This window comes from Sphingomonas sp. Leaf257, from assembly GCF_001422185.1.
GTDB classification, from domain to species: Bacteria; Pseudomonadota; Alphaproteobacteria; order Sphingomonadales; family Sphingomonadaceae; genus Sphingomonas; species Sphingomonas yabuuchiae.
In genome coordinates this window covers 25404-42459 of sequence record NZ_LMMH01000023.1, presented here as the reverse complement: position 1 = coordinate 42459, position 17056 = coordinate 25404, and the positions used below count along the sequence as shown (strand labels likewise).

The following is a 17056-nucleotide window of genomic DNA, read 5'->3' as shown; positions in this document are numbered from 1 at the left end:
GATCAGCCTCTGACGGCGGAAAGCGCGTCTGCCAAGTCGTCCGCGATGAAAGCCTTGCCCAAGCGTCTTGCGGCCTGGGCATGAAGCCATACCCCCGCCTCCGCCGCTGCCAGCGGTTCGAGCCCCGCCGCCAGCATTGCACCGATCGCTCCGGCCAGCACGTCGCCGGTCCCTGCGGTGGACAGCCAGGGGCTGGCCTCCGGGCAGAGGATTGCCTGGCCATCGGGGGCGGCGATGACGGTATCGGCGCCCTTGTGCACGATGACCGCTCCACTTTGCCGGGCGGCGCGGCGCGTGGCGCTAAGCTTGTCGTCGGTGACTTCGCCGAACAGATGGGTGAACTCGCCGCCGTGCGGGGTGAGGATTTTGGAGGCTTTGTGCTTGGCCAGCGTCCCAAGCTCGACCAGTCGGAGGGCGTCGCCATCAATGATCAGCGGCCGTCCGCTGGAAAGCGCCGCCTCAAGCCGTGCGGAGGCGTCGGCGTCCCGTCCTAGGCCGGGGCCGATCACGACCGCACCGATCCGATCCTCGACCAACGCGTCCGCCGCATAGGCCCGGCGTACAATCGCGTGCGGCGCGGCCGAGCCGGATACCCCAGCCGATGCAAGGTGAAGCACATAACCCGCCCCCGCCCGCAAAGCTGCGAACGCCGCCAGTTCCGAAGCGCCCGACATGCTGCCCGCGACCACGGCTACCATCCCACGGTTATATTTGTGAGAGTCTGCATCCGGCTCGGGCAGGTTCGGCCGTGTCAGGGTACGGGCGTGCGATCGGGTAGCAACGCCGATATCCAGCAAGCGCACCTGACCCATGAGGCTGGCGACGGGTTGCAGGAGATGCGACGGCTTCACCGCCCCCAGCGCAAGCGTGACGTCGAAGTGCGGCACCTTGCCCAGTGCCTTGCCGTTATCCGTCGCCACGCCGGTCGGGAGGTCGACTGCAATGCGCAGCCATGCCGCCTCGGCAAGTCGGGCCAGCGCATTCTGAACTTCGTCGGATGGCGGCCGCGACAGACCTGTTCCGAAGATCGCATCGACAAGGACAGGTGCAGGCTCCGCCCCATCCAGCGGTTCGGCCCCGCCGCCCCAAAGTGCGTCCGCCCGGCAGGCTCCGCTACTGCGCGGGGCTTCGCTGGCAGCCACCCGTACCGCCAAACCCTGCCGCTTGAGCGCCGCAGCCGCGATATAACCATCGCCGCCATTATTGCCCGGGCCGCATAGCACCAGTATCTCGCGCCCGGCGGCCAACCGGGCCACCGCCTGCGCAATGGCAGAACCGGCGTGATCCATCAGGGTTGCCTCGGTCACCTCCCCGACCATTGCCGCCTGTTCGGCCGCACGCATCTCGGCCCCGGTCAGGACGGGCAGGCCATCGATCGGGATCACCGTGTCCCCACCGTGGCAGGCAGGCGATAGCGGTCGCCACCGACTGCGATCTCGATCGTCCGGTCCCCGGCGACCGTTACCGATGCGGGCTGGGCCCCGTCAGCAGCCTCTACGCCGCGCCCGTCACGCGTCACCTGAAGCCGCCGAAAGCCACCGTCGGGATGCCGCACGGTCAGCACGACCGCATCCCCTGCGCCCGATTGCTCCACCGTGCAGTCACTGGCGAAGGCTTGTGCCCCCGCCAGTGCGCATTCGATGGCCAGACCGGGTTTCTGTTCGGCGGCGGGGCCGTTCTGTGCCGCCGCCTGCCGCTCATCCTGTCCGCCCGAGCAGCCGGCCAGTGCCAAGGCGCCGACCAGCCACCGCGGATCAGATATCCGCATAGACATGGCGCTCGGACTTGGCGCCGGGGTGCGTGACCGCGCCCTGATGCGCGGGGCCGACATTCTGGGCATAGCGCCACAACACACCGGCCTGATAATCGTTCACGCGCGGGGTCCAGCGCGCCCGGCGCTCGTCCAGCACGGCGGGCTCGACCAGCAGGTCGATCGTGCCCGCCTCGGCATCGATGCGGATGGAGTCGCCATTCTCGACCAACGCGATCGGGCCGCCATCGGCCGCTTCGGGACCGACATGGCCGATGCAGAAGCCACGCGTGCCGCCCGAGAAACGGCCATCGGTGATCAGTGCGACCTTCTCGCCCAGCCCCTGGCCATAAAGCGCGGCGGTGGTCGACAGCATCTCGCGCATGCCCGGACCACCCTTCGGCCCTTCATAACGAATGACGACGACGGTGCCCTCGGTGATGGCGCGCGCCTCGACGGCGGCGAAGGCCTCTTCCTCGCAGTCGAAGACCTTGGCGATGCCCTCGAACTGAAGGCGCTTCATGCCCGCCACCTTCACGATCGCCCCCTCGGGCGCCAGCGAGCCGCGCAGGCCGACCACGCCGCCCGTCGGGCTGAGCGGCGTCTTCACGTCGTAGATGACCTTCTGGTCGGGGTTCCAGGTGACCTCGTCGATATTCTCGGCCAGCGTCTTGCCGGTCACGGTGATGCAGTCGCCGTGCAGAAACCCGCCCGCCAGCAGCGTCTTCATGAGCATATAGACGCCGCCCGCCTCATACATGTCCTTGGCGACATAGCGGCCACCGGGCTTCAGATCGGCGATATAGGGCGTGGTCTTGAAGATCTCGGCGACGTCGAACAGATCGAAGTCGATCCCCGCTTCGTTCGCCATCGCGGGCAGATGGAGCCCGGCATTGGTCGACCCGCCGGTTGCCGCCACGACGCGCGCGGCATTCTCGAACGCCTCGCGGGTACAGATGTCGCGCGGACGGATGTTGCGCCCGATCAGCTCCATCACCTGCTCGCCCGCCGCCTCGGCGATGCCGTGACGGTCGAGGAAGGGTGCGGGCATCATGTTGCTGTTCGGCAGCGACAGGCCGATCGCCTCGCCGACGCAGGCCATGGTGTTGGCGGTGAACTGGCCCCCGCACGCGCCGTGACCGGGACAGGCCACCTTTTCAAGCGCGATCAGGTCGTGGAGCGGGCAATTGCCCGCCGCATGCTGGCCGACCGCCTCGAACACGTCGACCACGGTCACGTCGCGGTCGTGATGACGGCCGGGCAGGATCGAGCCGCCATAGACGAAGATCGACGGCACGTTCAGGCGCAGCATCGACATCATCATACCGGGCAGCGACTTGTCGCACCCCGCAAAGCCGACCAGCGCGTCATAGCAGTGGCCGCGAACCGACAGTTCGACCGAATCGGCGATGACCTCGCGGCTGACCAGCGAGGACTTCATGCCCTGATGGCCCATCGCGATGCCGTCGGTCACGGTGATGGTGTTGAACCGGCGCGGCATGCCGCCACCGCGAATGACCCCGGCCTGCGCGGCATCGGCCTGCGCGTCGAGCGTGGTGTTGCAAGGGGCCGAGTTATTGCCCGCACTCGCCAGCGCGACGAAGGGCTTGGCGATATCTTCTTCCTGGATACCCATCGCATAATAATAGCTGCGATGGGGTGCGCGCTCCGGGCCGACGGAAACGTGGCGGGACGGCAGGCGAGACTTGTCGAATTGGCGTGTCATGGCGCAGGCCTATGTCGCCAGACAGCCCCCAGACGCAAGCAAATTTCGCAATGGCCCGCAATCCCGGGCCTTTGCAGGCGTCAGCGGGTCAGAGCGAACCCAATGCTTTCGCCACGCCGTCCATCGTGAAAGGCTTTTGCAGACGGGGACGATCACGGAACCGCTCGTCCACCGCATCGTCGGCGCCGCCGGTGGCGAAGACGAACGGCACGCCACGCTCGGCCAACGCTTCGGCGACGGGGGTGCTCTTCTGGCCGCCCCGCAGGTTGACGTCGAGAATGGCGGCATCGATACCGCCCTCGGCCACCCGCGCGAGCGCATCGTCGACGCTGTCCACGGTGCCCGCGACCTGTTTGTCGAGGACGTCCAGGAAATCCTCGAGCATCATGGCGATCAGGGGTTCGTCCTCGACGATGAGGATCTGCACGGGCTCTGTCATCAGCATCGCCATAACATGCTTTGCGCCCCGCGCCAGCCGCTAGTTGCGATCCGGCCCCTGCCCGCCATCTTGCGTCAGCGCCGCCTGCGTCGCCTCGGCCAGTTGCTGGACCGAAAAAGGCTTGGGGAGAAAACCGACATTGGGCAGCGTGATCGACTTGCGCAGCTGTTCCTCGGCATAGCCCGACATGAACAGCACGGCGAGGTCGGGATAGCGTTTGCGGACCAGACCGACCATCGTCGGCCCATCCATGGTCGGCATCACCACGTCGGAAATCAGCAGGTCGGGCTTGCCATGCTTGTCGAGCATCTCCAGCGCCGCCTCGCCATTCTCGGCCGAGATGACGGTATAGCCCTGTCGCGACAGCGCGCGTTCGGCGACGGCGCGGACCATATCCTCGTCCTCGACCAGCAGGATCGTGCCCGAGCCCCAGGGGGTCGTGACCTTGGCCGGTGGCTTTGCCGGACTTGCCTTGGTGGGCGAGACGGCCGGGGCGGCATGGACCGGCAGGTAGATGGAGAATTTCGCCCCGCCGGCCGGCGGCGAATCGGCGAAGATATAGCCGCCCGATTGCTTGATGATGCCGTAGACGGTCGACAGGCCCAGGCCGGTCCCCTTGCCCAGCTCCTTGGTGGTGAAGAAGGGCTCGAAGATCTTGCCGAGGATTTCGGGCGGAATGCCGGTCCCGTTGTCGCTCATGATGAGGGCGGTGTAATCGGCGGCGGGCAGGATATCGTTGTTGAGCGCACGCGCATCGGCCATCGACACGGCGCGCGTCTGAATGGTCAGGATGCCGCCGCCCGCCGGTTCATTCTCCAGGATCGCGTCGCGGGCGTTGACCGCGAGGTTGACGACCACCTGCTCCAGCTGCCCCGGATCGGCGCGGACCGGGCCCAGATTGCGGCCATGGCTGACATCCAGCCGCACCCGCTCGCCGAGCAGCCGCTTCAGCAGGTTCGACACCTCGGAGACGACGTCGGGCAGTTGCAGGATCTGCGGCCGCAACGTCTGCTGGCGCGAGAAGGCGAGCAACTGGCGGGTCAGGCTGGCGGCGCGATTGGAGTTGGTGCGGATCTGCTGGATATCGTCATAGTCGCTGTCGCCGGGCGAATGACGCATCAGCATCAGGTCGCAATGCCCGATGATCGCGGTGAGGATATTGTTGAAATCATGTGCGACGCCGCCCGCCAGCTGGCCGACCGCCTGCATCTTGGTCGCCTGTGCGACTTCGCGCTTCAGGCGGCTTTCCTCCGAATTGTCTTTAAGGCTCAGCAGTACCGCCGCTTCGCCCAGTCCGCGCGCCCCCGCGATGGTCAGCGCGACCGGCTCTTCGGGATGATCCTTCAGCCGGACGGCCATATCGGCCGAATGCGTCGCCCCGCTGGCGAAGCGCCGGATCGCATCCGCCACGGCCGCCTTGTCCTCTCGCACCACCAGATCGCCCGGATAGAGCGGCGGCGCGGTGCCGTTGACCCCGGCGGCGCGCATGAAGGCGGAGTTCATCTGGATGAAGCGCCCGTCGCGGTCAACCAGCGCGATCCCAAAGGGCATCAGCGAGACGAGGCCACGGACATGGCTGCCCGCGCTCGTACCTGCCGGGGCGACCAGTTGCTCATCCTCGTCGAGCAGCGCGACCAACATCGGCGCGGCCTCCCCTTCGACAAAGGGAATTTGCAGGATGCGCAGCGGCTTGCCTTCGCCCTTCGCCAGTTCGGCGGCGAAGCGGACCTGGCCGCCCGGATCATGCGCCAGGAAGGTCGCGAAGTCGCGGCCGACGATCGAGATCATCTCGCCGCCCATCGCCCGCGCGCACAGCACGCGGTTGGCGGCCCGCACCCGGCCATCGGGCGCGATCAATGCCGCCATGATGCCCGCCGTGCCCAGTCGGTCGCCATGGATGCCGCCGATCAGCCGCTCGACCGTCTCGGCCAGGTCCTGTTCCTCGGCGATGGCGAAGCGCCAGACCAGCAAATCGGCCTCGTCACCGGCGCGCGTGACCAGCACCGACAATTCGGTGCCCATCACCGCGATCCGGTCCGCCCGGCCCAGCCCGTCGCGCCAGGCGGTCCGCCCGGCCTCCGCCAGCGTTTCCACCGAAGCCGCGTCGAGCGGGACGCCCGGCGGGGTCGGCATCGTCGGGAAGAGCGAGGCATAGGCGTCATTGGCGCAGACCAGCCGCCCCGCCCGGTCGGTGACGGCAATCGCGTCCAGGCTGGCATCCGCCACGACGCGGGCAAAATCCCAGTCGACGCTGCGTCGGCTATGCTCGACCTTCGGCGTCAGGATGCGCCAGACCAGGATGACGCCAAAGGCCAGCAGCGCGGCCGCCAGAAACCCCGCCGCGACGACCCAGCTGCGGATCGCCACGAACAACAGGGCAGCCGCGCCCGCTCCGCTCGCGACCGATACGACGGCCGCAACGCGGGTGGGGTGAAATCTCTCGAGGGACGCGATCGCCATCGGTAATCCATCATCCGGCAACCCGGCATGGTCAAGCCCGATCCCTCGGACGGACGGTCCATGCCGGGAAGCGGATGCCGTTTACCAGATCCGGACGCGCTGTTCCGGCGTCAGATACAGCTTCTCGTCCGGCTTGGGGCTGTAGGCCGCATACCAGGGATCGAGATTGCGCACGACCCAGGCGCGCTGCTGCGACGGCGAGTGCGGATCGGTCAGCAAGCGGTTGCGAAGGTTCGCCTCGCGGTAATTGCGCCGCCAGACCTGCGCCCAGCCCAGATAGAAGCGCTGATCGCCGGTAAAGCCGTCGATCACCGGCGCCGCCTTCCCCTTCAGCGAGGCGTGATAGGCATCATAGGCAACCGACAGGCCAGCCAGATCGGCGACATTTTCGCCCAGCGTCAGTGCCCCCTTCACATGCAGGCCGGGCAAAGGCTCATAGGCGTCATATTGCTTCACCAGAGCGCCGGTACGTTCCTTGAACGCCGCGACGTCCTTGGCCGTCCACCAGTCGGTCAGCTGACCGTGCGCGTCGAATTTCGATCCCTGGTCGTCGAAATGGTGGCTCAGCTCATGGCCGATCACCGCGCCGATACCGCCATAATTGACTGCCGGGTCGGCCTTCGGATCGAAGAAGGGCGGTTGCAGGATCGCGGCGGGGAAGACGATCTCGACCATGCCGAAATTGGCATAGGCGTTCACCGTCATCGGCGTCATGCCCCATTCCCAACGCTGGATCGGCTTGCCGAGATGGCCGATATTGTCCTCATGCCGCCACTGGGCCGCGCGCAGGGCGTTGCCGAAGGCGTCGCCGCTGACGATCTTCAGGCCCGAATAGTCCTTCCAGCGATCGGGATAGCCGATCTTGGGGGTGAAGGCGGCCAGCTTGGCATGGGCCTTCGCCTTGGTTTCCGGGGCCATCCAGTCGAGCTGGTCGATCCGCTTGCCCATCGCGGCCAGGACGTTCTTGACCAGCGCATCGGCGGCCAGCTTGGTCGCTGGCGGGAAGTAGCGCGCGACATAGACCTTGCTCACCTCGTCGCCGAGCGCGCTGCTGGTGAAGTCGACCGCCCGCTTCCAGCGTTCCTGCTGCTGCGGGGTGCCCGACAGGACGGTGCCGTAAAAGGCGAACTGCTCGCGGTCGAACTGGGCGGGCAGGACATCGGCGAACTCGTCGAGCGAGCGGAGCAGCAGCTGGTCCTTCAACACCGCGATCGGCGTCGACTGGATCAGCGCGGCGATACCCGTCACCGCCGTCGGCTGCGCTACGACCAGCGTATCGACCGGCGTGCCCACGCCCTTCAGATAGGTCGCGAAGTCGAAGCCTGGCGCGCTTTTCGCAAGATCGGCCACGGTCATCTTGTTGTAGGTCTTGGTCCGGTCGCGGCTGTCGATCCGGGTCCAGTGGACCTTGGCGATCTCCGTCTCGAAGGCGACGACCGCCTGGGCTCGTGCCTCGGCATCGGGTTCGCCCGCCATGGTCAGCATCTTGGACAAATGCGCCTGATAGGCCGCGCGCTGGGCGGCGATCTTCGGATCGTTGCTGAGGTAATAATCGCGGTCCGGCATTCCCAGACCGGCCTGGCGCAGGCCGACGGTGTAGAGATTGGGCTGGCGCGCATCCTGCCCGACGCCCGAGCCGAAGGGGATGCCGACGCCGTTGCGATCCGCCTCGGCCAGCAGGGTGGCATAGCCCGACTTGTCAGTCAGCCCCTTGATCCGGTTCAGCCAGGGCTGGATCGGTGCCAGTCCCTTCGCCTCGATCGCGGCGGTGTCGAGATAGGTGGCATAGGCGGTGCCGATCTGGTTCCGCTGGCCCTTGGCCTGTTCGAGGATGGTGTGGGTCCGCTCCCGCGACAGGTCGGCGAGTTTGTCGAACGCGCCATAGCTGGACTTGTCGGCGGGGATGGCCGTGGTCTTCGCCCATTCGCCATTGGCAAAGGCATAGAAGTCGTCACCGGGGCGGACGGACTTGTCCATGCCCTTTTCGTCGAAGCCGAACCGCCCATAGGTCGGGCCGTTGGCAGCGGCGGGACGGTCTTGCGCGTTCAGCGCCACGGTCCCCGTGATCGCAGTCGCGCCAAGCAGCGCGGCGATGGCCAAGCTCTTCATCAGTCTCTCCAAAACGCAAAAAAGGCCCTCCGGTCAGTGCCGGAGGGCCTGTCATTCGGTCGATTACCAGATGCGGACGCGCTGCTCGGGCGTCAGCGCCATCTTGTCGGTCGGCTTGACGCCGAACGCCGCATACCAGGGGTCGAGATTGCGCACGGTCAGCACGCGCTCATGTCCCGGCGAGTGCGGATCGGACAGCAGCGCCTGGCGCAGTGCCGGTTCGCGCCACTTGGTCCGCCACACCTGAGCCCAGCCATAATAGAAACGCTGGTCGCCGGTCGTGCCGTCGATCACCGGCGCGGCCTTGCCGCCCAGCGACTTGTGATAGGCGTCGAGAGCGACGGTCAGGCCCGCCAGATCGGCGATATTCTCTCCCAGCGTCAGGCCGCCCTGGATATGCTGGCCGGGTAGCGGCTCATAGGCATCATATTGCTTCACCAGCGCGTCGGTGAAGGTCTTGAACCGCGCCACGTCCTGCGCCGTCCACCAGTCGGTCAGCTTGCCGGTCGCGTCGTACTTGCGGCCCTGATCGTCGAAGTGGTGGCTGATCTCATGCCCGATCACCGCGCCGATGCCGCCATAGTTCACCGCCGGATCGGCCTTCGGATCGAAGAAGGGCGGCTGGAGGATCGCCGCCGGGAACACGATCTCGTTCATCGGCGGGTTGGCATAGGCGTTGATCGTCATCGGCGTCATGAACCATTCGCCGCGATCGATCGGCTGGCCCAGCTTGTTCAGGTCCCGCTGGAACTCGAAGGCATTGGCGCGCGCGACATTGCCGACCAGATCGCCGCGCTGGATCTGCAGCGCGGAATAATCCTTCCACTTGTCGGGATAGCCGATCTTGGGCGTGAAGGCGGCGAGCTTGGCCAGCGCCTTCTGCTTGGTTTCGGGCGCCATCCATTCCAGATTGCGCAGCCGGTCGCCCATCGCCGAGATCAGGTTCTTGACCAGCGCATCGGCGGCGGCCTTCGACTCCGGCGGGAAATATTTGGCGACATACTGCTTGCCGACTTCCTCGCCCAGGCCGTTGGAGACGAGGCCGACGCCGCGCTTCCACCGCGCCTGCTGCTCGGGCGTGCCCGACAGGGTGGTGCCGTAAAAGGCGAAGTTGGTCTTGTCGAAATCGCTCGACAGATAACCCGCATAGCTGCGCAGGACCTTCAGCATCGCATAGTCCTGCAGGACGTTCAGCGGCGCTTCGCTGTACAGCTTGGCCTCGCCGGTGATCGCGCTGGGCTGCGCGACCAGATAGGCGGGACGGCCCGAGACGCCCAGCGTCTGCATATATTGCGCCCAGGGGAAGCCCGGTGCCTTGGTGGCGAAATCCGCCGCCATCCACTTGTTGTAGGTCTTGTCCGCGTCACGGCTCTCGATGCGGGTCCAGTGAACGCCAGCCAGCCCCTTTTCGAAGTTGAACACGGCCGCCGCGCGCGCCTCGGCATTGGGCTCGCCCGCCAGCGTCAGCATCTTGGCGAGATAGGCCTGATAGGCGGTCCGGATCGTCGCCAGCTTGGCGTCGTCCTTCAGATAATAGTCGCGGTCCGGCAGGCCCAGGCCGCTCTGGCCGAAGTTCGGAATATAGGTGTCGGGCGCCTTGTCGTCCTGGCCGATATAGACGCCGAAGGGCGCACCGACGCCCTGACGCTGGAGCTTGGCCATCTCGACGGCCAGCGCGTCGCGGCTCTTGGTCGCCTTGATGGCGCTCAGCCACGGCTTGACCGGGGTCGCACCCTTCGCATTGACGGCGGCCTCGTCCATGAAGCTGGCATAGAAGTCGCCCGCCTTGTTGCCCGGCTGCTTGGTCGCCTCGTCCAGGATGGTGCGCGTCTGCTCCAGCGAGCGGTCCTGCAGGACGTGGAACATGCCGTAGGACGAGCGATCGGCGGGGATCGTCGTGCCCTTGTACCAGGTGCCGTTCGAGTAATCGAAAAAGTCGTCGCCCGGCTTCACCGCCGTATCGCGGCCCGCCATGTCGAAACCGAAATCGCCGATCTCGGGACCGTTCTTGGCATTGGGCTTCACCGGGCCCACGGCGGCCTTGTCGACAGGGTTCGCAGTCTGGGCCATGACGGGGGAAATGGCGGTCGTAAGAAGAGCGGCGATCAGCAGAGAGCGCATCTGAATTCCCGAAAAGGAGATGGATGCCGCTGTTGTAGCGAGCCGATACGCCCAGTCAAACCGTTAGAAAGTCACGTCAAACCGCGATACCGCTATCAGATTGCCACGCTTTTCCGTCGGTTGCGCCATTTGCGCGCGATCCACACGCGCCATCCAAGTGCCGAGGCGGCATAGCCGATCACCGCGCACCCGCCGGTCAGCACGCACAGGCCCAGGCCGAAGGCAGGCCCCTGCTCCCACAGCCAGTGAAACGCGCTCAACGCCCATTGCAGCCAACCGGTGGCGGCTTCGGCCACCGGCTGGGTGTTGATCGGCGTTTCGCTGCGCAACAGGAAGGTCCCGATGCGATAGGCGATGACCCAGATGATCGGCGTGGTCAGCGGATTGGTGATGAAGGTCGTCAGCGCCGCGACCGGCACATTGGCGCGGAAGGGCAGCGCAAAGACCGCCGCGATCGCGATCTGCGCGACCGGGAACAGGAATCCGGCCACCACGCCCAGCGCGACGCCGCGCGGCACCGACCGCCGGGTGAAGCGCCACAGCTCAGGCGCCAGGACACGGTGGGCGACCGGCCGGAGCAGCCGGTTGTTCTCCATCGAATCGCGGGTCGGCATGTTGCGCCGGACCCAGGCCAGGGAACGGCCCCACAGGGTGGGCACGGCCGAGGCCATCAGCCGCGATCGCGCAGGATACGGCCCTGCTCACGCTTCCAATCGCGTTCCTTGATCGAATCGCGCTTGTCGTGCGCCTTCTTGCCCTTCGCCAATGCCAGCTCCACCTTCGCGCGGCCGCGCGAGTTGAAATAGATCATCAGTGGCACCAGGGTCATGCCCTCTCGCGCCACCGCACCGTGGAGCTTGTTTATTTCGCGCTCATGAAGGAGCAATTTACGAGGGCGCTTGGCTTCGTGATTGAAGCGGTTGCCGTGGCTGAATTCGGGCACGTTGGAATTCACCAGCCACACCTCTTCGCCGCGCACCTCCGCATAGGATTCCGCGATCGATCCCTCGCCGAAGCGAAGCGACTTCACCTCGGTCCCGGTCAGGGCGATACCGGCCTCATAGGTCGTCTCGATGGCATAATCGAAGCGGGCGCGCCGGTTCTCGGCGACGATCTTCTTCTTGTCGAACGTTTGGGGTTTCGGGCGCATGGACGGGCCGATGTAGGCGCTGAATGCCGTCATGAAAAGCCGCTGATGACGGCATCATCCCGTTTCTGGAACGGGGCGATCAGGGCTTGCGGCGGCCGCCCAGCGGGATGGTCAGCCGGATCATGGCCCGCTTGCTCGGCATGCCGCCGACATCCACCTGCTCGGCCTCCGCGGAAACCGTGCCGACGCCCGCTATTTCCGTGCGCGCTTTGGGCAGGGTCATGGGTTTGGAATAATCGGGAATGGTGCCGATCCGGTCCGCATCGGATGACCGACCGCAGACCACCACATCGTCGCCCGTATCGCCGGGCGACAACGCCGTGCCGTCGACGGCTTGCGTGGCACAGGCAGGACGGGCCCGGCCACGGCTCCCGCCTGCAAAGCGATCATCACCAGCGTCCACATCGGCCGACTCTCCCCATGCCGCCTATCGATCACACCGATGGTCGGCCGGGATTGCGGCCGAAGGAAGGCCCGCAAAAGAACGTTGGGGTCAGATCAATCCGGCATGGGCCAGCGCCGCATCGACCTGCGCGCGCGAAGCCTCGGACGGCCAGGTCATGGGCAGGCGCACGCCTTGCGGGAAGTGCGGCATGATGCGGCTGAGCGCGTATTTGACCGGGCCCGGCGAGGCGTCGGTGAACATCGCCTCGTGCAGCGGGAACAGCCGGTCGTGCAGCTCCAGCGCCCGCGCCATGTCCCCGGCCGCACAAGCCGCCTGGAAGTCGGCGCACAGGCGCGGGGCGACATTGGCCGTTACCGAGATGCAGCCCACCCCGCCCATCGCGTTGAAGGCGAGCGCCAGGTCGTCATTGCCCGAGAGCTGACAGAAATCGGCGCCCAGCGCCCCGCGATGATGCGACACGCGCGCAAGCGCCCCGCTGGCGTCCTTCACGCCGACGAAGACTTGCGGCGCCGCCTTGACGACGCGGATCAGCGTCGCGGGCTGGATGTCGGTGACGGTGCGGCCGGGTACGTTATAGAGGACGATGGGCAGCGGCGCATTCTTCGCCAGTTCGGCGAAGTGGAGCGCGATACCCTCCTGGCTCGGCCGGTTATAATAAGGCGGCACCATCAGCGCGGCGTCGGCACCCGCTTCCTGCGCGGCCTTCAGATTTTCGATCGCGACGATCGTGTCGTTCGAGCCTGCGCCCGCGATCACCGGCACCCGGCCGCGCGCCTGGTCGACGCAGACGCGCACGACATGGAAATGCTCGTCCTTCGGCATGGTCGCCGCTTCGCCCGTCGTGCCGCAGGCGACCAGTGCCGTCGAGCCCTCGGAAATCTGCCATTCGACGAAATCCCGGAATTTCGCCTCGTCGAACGCTCCGCCGACATGACCGCCCTGATCGTCGAACGGCGTCACAAGCGCCGGAATGGACCCTGAAAACATGAGAGGAAATGCGCTCCTACTGCGCCGAGTGGGACAATTTGTTCAGGACATGTACGGGTAGAGTCCCTATTCTGTCCACCATGATGGCATTGACGAAGGCGGGGGCGCTCCTCGCGACATTGGCTGGATCGATGATCACGCCGGGTGGGCAGGACCAGCTCGACCGGTATCGCACGCAAATGGCGAATATGAGCCCCAACCAGGCGACGCAGGGGATGCCCGCCCCCGCCGACGGGGCGATCGCGGCGGCGCTGGCCCAGTGGCGCGCGCTGCAACAGACCGATTCGCTGCCGTTCGACAGCTATGCCGGCTTCCTGATGGCGCATCCCGGCTGGCCTGGCGAAGCGGGCAACCGCCGCGCGGCCGAAAAGCAGGCGGCCAACTTCACCGCCGCACCGTCGAGTATCGTCGCCTATTTCCGTCGCTTCCCACCCCAGTCGGCGGCGGGCGGCGTGGCCTATGCCCGCGCCTTGCTGGCGACCGGCGCACCGGCGGACGCGGCGCAGGCCGCGCGAACGGCCTGGCGGCGCGGCGCGCTGTCGCCGAATGACGAAGCGCTGGTCATGTCGACCTTCGCCTCCGCACTGACGCCGGAGGACCAGGATGCACGGATGGATGCGCTGCTCTGGTCGGGGCAGACAAGTGCGGCGGCGCGACAGCTGAATTATACCAGCGTGGCGCGGCGTCCTATCTTCGCAGCGCGACTGGCCTTCCGCTCGAAATCGGCGGATGCCGCCAGCCTGTCTGCGTCGACGGCGGAAATCTATGCCAATGATGCGGGCTATGTCGCCGACCGCGCCAGCTGGCTGCGCGACACTGGTGACAGCCTGACCGCGCGGTCCTGGCTCGCCCGGACGCGGCAACTCGCGACGCGCCCCGGCAATGTCGAAAAATTCTACGAGGCGCTGCTGGTCAACGCACGGGCGGCAGCGGCCGACGGCCAGTTGCAAACCGCCTATGACATCGCACGGCAGGTCGACGATGCCTATCCGGCAGGCACCGACGTCTCGACCAAGCCTTATGGCGAGCGCGACGATTATACGAGCCTGGTCTGGCTGGCCGGGCAGAGCGCGATGAAGCTGGCACGCCCTGCCGATGCGATGACGCTGTTCGACCGGTACGGCCGGGGCAGCCAGTCGCCGCAGACCCGCGCCAAAGGCTTTTACTGGGCGGGACGCGCGGCCGAGGCGGCGGGTCGTTCGTCCGAGGCGGCGGGTTTCTACAGCCGGGCCGCGCAGTATCGCGATCAATTCTATGGTCAGCTCGCGCTGGAGCGGACCGGCCGCCCGCTCGTCGCGCCGCCCGCGATCGCCGCGACCAATGTCGCGCCTGCCGTGCGCGCCGCCTTCGATGCGCGCGAAACCGTGCGCGCCGCCAAGTTCCTGGGCATGATCGGCCAGTGGCAGGACCAGAGCGCGTTCATTCGCCAGATCGCGGCCGATGCGGAGGACGAGAGCGACCATCTCCTCGCCGCCGATCTCTCGCGGAGCATCAATCGTCCCGACCTGGCCGTCATGGTCGGGCGCAGCGCGATGCAGAACGGGCTGACCGATTATTCGGCGGCCGGTTTCCCGACCATCCCGGTCCCAACCGGCTATGAGCAGAGCTGGACGATCATCCATGCCATTGCGCGGCAGGAAAGCCAGTTTGACCGTGCCGCCGTCAGCCATGCGGGCGCGCGCGGGCTGATGCAGCTGATGCCCGCCACCGCCGCCGAGCAATCGGGCAAGATCGGCCTGTCCTACTCACCCGCCGCACTGACCAGCGATCCGAACCTGTCGATTCAGCTCGGTGCCAGTTACTTCGAGAGAATTCGCAATAATTATGGCAGCTATCCGCTTGCGATTGCGGCCTATAATGCGGGAGGCGGCAATGTGAACAAGTGGTTGCGCGCCAATGGCGATCCGCGCACCGGCACTGTAGACATCGTGGATTGGATCGAGGCTATCCCCTATTCCGAGACCCGCAACTATGTGCAGCGGGTGCTGGAAAATGCGGTGGTCTACGACCTGATGAACCCCGCCCGCGCGACCAGCCGGGGGCCGACGCCGCTCAGCTGGTATCTGGGCAAGTCGTCGCGGCCGGGTTGATCGCGGCGGCATAGGGAATAGAGGAGGACGATGGATCGTCCCAACTATATCACCCCGGCGGGCTATGCCGCGCTGCGTCAGGAATATGAGGCGCTGTTTGCGGTCGAGCGGCCCAAGCTGGTCGACACGATCGCCTGGGCGGCGGGCAATGGCGATCGCTCCGAGAATGGCGACTATATCTATGGTCGCAAGCGCCTGCGCGAGATCGACCGGCGGCTGGGTTGGCTGTCCAAGCGGATGAAGGCGGCCAAGGTCATCGATCCTGCCCGGCAGGAGGATCGCGGCAAGGTGTGGTTCGGCGCGACCGTCACCATCGCGGACGAGGATGACAATGAGCGCATCCTGACGCTGGTCGGCGATGACGAGGCCGATGCGGGCCAGGGACGCGTCGGCTGGAACGCCCCCCTCGTCCGGGCGCTACGGGGGGCCTCGGTCGGCGATCTGCGGCGCGTGACGCTGCCCGCCGGCGAGCGCGAATATGAGGTGATCGCCATCGCCTATCCCGATCCGTAACCGCATTCGCAACGGTTCGTTTCGCATCCGGTTCTTGTTGAGGATTGGGCAAACGGCAAAATATGCTCAACGGACGGCGATCCTCGCGGTCCTTCGTGAATGAGTATCGGCCATGCCCGTCCCCACCCGTTTCTCCGCCCCGCTTCTGTCACTGTTCCGCGCCGTCTTCGGCCTAATGTTCCTGGCGCATGGCGTCTCGAAATTCTTTGGGTTTCCCCCCTTCCCCATGCCGCTCAACCCCTTGCTGACGGCGGCGGGCGTGTTGGAACTGGTCGGTGGCGCACTGCTGTTCGTCGGGCTGTTCGTGCGACCGGTGGCCTTCCTCCTGTCGGGCCAGATGGCGGTCGCCTATTTCATGGTCCATGCACCACAGGGTTTCCTGCCGCTGGCCAATGGTGGCGAGGCGGCGATCCTCTATTGCTTCGCCTTCCTGTACCTCGCGGCGGCGGGTGGCGGTTCGATCGGCGTCGATGCGATGCGGCGTGGCGGCTGATCCGCAGCTCTGATAGTCAGGGCGCCATGAACGCCCTGACCCGCAACATCGCGCTGCTCATCGATGCCGACAATGCCCAGTCGGCGGCCATCGACCCCGTCCTTACGGTGCTCGCCGAGTTGGGCACCGTCAATGTCCGCCGCGCCTATGGCAATTGGTCGAAGCCCGGCCTGAAGGGCTGGCGCGACGTCATGGTCAAGCACGGGATCGAGCCGCAGCAGCAGTTCGACTTGACCAAGGGCAAGAACGCCACCGATATGAAAATGACCATCGATGCGATGGACCTGCTGTTCCGGGGCCGGATCGACGGGTTCGGCATCATGTCGTCGGACAGCGACTTCATGCCGCTGGCCACGCGTATCCGGCAGGACGGCTTTCCCGTCTATGGCTTCGGCAACAGCCGTACGCCCGAGGCATTCAAACAGGCATGCAGCCGCTTCATCGATGTCGGCGCGCTGATCGGCGAAGCGCCCCGCCCCGCCAGCGCCAAGCCGGTTTCGGCCGATGTTCCGCTGGCCGACTCGCTACCGCCCTCGATCGAACAGGCGAAGCGCACGGCGGGTACCCCGCGCCCGATCGACGAGGAACTGCTCAAGCTGCTGGTCGACGCCTATAATTCGGTCAAGCGCGACGAGCGCGGCTTTGCCAGCCTGTCGGCGATGGGGCAGCTGGCGGGCAATCGGTCGAGCTTCGACACGCGCAATTTCGGCTTCAAGCGGCTATCCGACCTGATCGAGGCGGTCCCCAATTTCCAGACCGAGCGGCGAGAGGATGGTCGGACCTTCGTGAAGCGGGTGCGGTGAACGATCAAA

General features: G+C 66.3%; 15 protein-coding genes. 4 read left to right on the top strand and 11 right to left on the bottom strand.

The features are described from left to right. Positions 1 to 2: 2 nt before the first annotated feature. From ASF14_RS11060 to dapA, 11 genes are all read right to left on the bottom strand, one after another. Complete coding sequence (locus tag ASF14_RS11060; protein ID WP_056434850.1) at positions 3 to 1385, bottom strand: bifunctional ADP-dependent NAD(P)H-hydrate dehydratase/NAD(P)H-hydrate epimerase; 1383 nt, start codon at positions 1383 to 1385, stop codon at positions 3 to 5. Next, on the bottom strand, positions 1382 to 1768 hold the full coding sequence (locus ASF14_RS11055) for a hypothetical protein (protein ID WP_056434849.1): 387 nt from the start codon (positions 1766 to 1768) through the stop codon (positions 1382 to 1384). The genes ASF14_RS11060 and ASF14_RS11055 overlap by 4 nt, the downstream gene beginning before the upstream one ends. Further along, complete coding sequence (ilvD, locus tag ASF14_RS11050; protein WP_056434848.1) at positions 1755 to 3476, bottom strand: dihydroxy-acid dehydratase; 1722 nt, start codon at positions 3474 to 3476, stop codon at positions 1755 to 1757. Before ilvD ends, ASF14_RS11055 begins: the two co-directional genes overlap by 14 nt. Positions 3477 to 3564: 88 nt before the next feature. Then, the gene (locus ASF14_RS11045) at positions 3565 to 3927 is read right to left on the bottom strand and encodes a response regulator (RefSeq protein ID WP_428968041.1); all 363 of its coding nucleotides are present in this window, start codon (positions 3925 to 3927) and stop codon (positions 3565 to 3567) included. Between the two features lie 27 nt (positions 3928 to 3954). Continuing rightward, positions 3955 to 6375, bottom strand: coding sequence for a hybrid sensor histidine kinase/response regulator (locus tag ASF14_RS11040; RefSeq protein WP_056434847.1), 2421 nt, complete (start codon positions 6373 to 6375; stop codon positions 3955 to 3957). 81 nt (positions 6376 to 6456) lie between these two features. After that, a complete protein-coding gene (locus tag ASF14_RS11035) occupies positions 6457 to 8484 on the bottom strand; it encodes a M13 family metallopeptidase (RefSeq protein ID WP_056434846.1) in 2028 nt (675 codons plus the stop codon). 63 nt (positions 8485 to 8547) lie between these two features. Then, positions 8548 to 10605 (bottom strand): M13 family metallopeptidase, encoded by a 2058-nt coding sequence (locus tag ASF14_RS11030; RefSeq protein ID WP_056434845.1) that lies wholly within the window; start codon positions 10603 to 10605, stop codon positions 8548 to 8550. Positions 10606 to 10700: 95 nt separating this feature from the next. After that, positions 10701 to 11276, bottom strand: coding sequence for a DUF2062 domain-containing protein (locus ASF14_RS11025; RefSeq protein ID WP_056434844.1), 576 nt, complete (start codon positions 11274 to 11276; stop codon positions 10701 to 10703). Then, on the bottom strand, positions 11276 to 11755 hold the full coding sequence (gene smpB / locus ASF14_RS11020; RefSeq protein ID WP_007403364.1) for an SsrA-binding protein SmpB: 480 nt from the start codon (positions 11753 to 11755) through the stop codon (positions 11276 to 11278). The genes ASF14_RS11025 and smpB overlap by 1 nt, the downstream gene beginning before the upstream one ends. Before the next feature lie 79 nt (positions 11756 to 11834). Beyond that, on the bottom strand, positions 11835 to 12158 hold the full coding sequence (locus ASF14_RS11015; RefSeq protein ID WP_056434843.1) for a hypothetical protein: 324 nt from the start codon (positions 12156 to 12158) through the stop codon (positions 11835 to 11837). 90 nt (positions 12159 to 12248) lie between these two features. Continuing rightward, the gene (gene dapA, locus ASF14_RS11010) at positions 12249 to 13148 is read right to left on the bottom strand and encodes a 4-hydroxy-tetrahydrodipicolinate synthase (RefSeq protein WP_056434842.1); all 900 of its coding nucleotides are present in this window, start codon (positions 13146 to 13148) and stop codon (positions 12249 to 12251) included. An 80-nt stretch (positions 13149 to 13228) separates the two neighbouring features. On the opposite strand from dapA, the gene ASF14_RS11005 reads away from it, so the two are divergent. The 4 genes from ASF14_RS11005 to ASF14_RS10990 all read left to right on the top strand — a co-directional run bounded on the left by ASF14_RS11005 (position 13229) and on the right by ASF14_RS10990 (position 17047). Further along, positions 13229 to 15238: a lytic transglycosylase domain-containing protein gene (locus ASF14_RS11005; RefSeq protein ID WP_056434841.1), complete on the top strand. Its 2010-nt coding sequence runs from the start codon at positions 13229 to 13231 to the stop codon at positions 15236 to 15238. A gap of 30 nt (positions 15239 to 15268) precedes the next feature. Next, complete coding sequence (greB, locus tag ASF14_RS11000; protein WP_056434840.1) at positions 15269 to 15751, top strand: transcription elongation factor GreB; 483 nt, start codon at positions 15269 to 15271, stop codon at positions 15749 to 15751. A gap of 112 nt (positions 15752 to 15863) precedes the next feature. Further along, a complete protein-coding gene (locus ASF14_RS10995; protein ID WP_056434839.1) occupies positions 15864 to 16244 on the top strand; it encodes a DoxX family protein in 381 nt (126 codons plus the stop codon). A gap of 26 nt (positions 16245 to 16270) precedes the next feature. Next, positions 16271 to 17047, top strand: coding sequence for an NYN domain-containing protein (locus tag ASF14_RS10990; RefSeq protein WP_056434838.1), 777 nt, complete (start codon positions 16271 to 16273; stop codon positions 17045 to 17047). Positions 17048 to 17056: the final 9 nt, after the last annotated feature.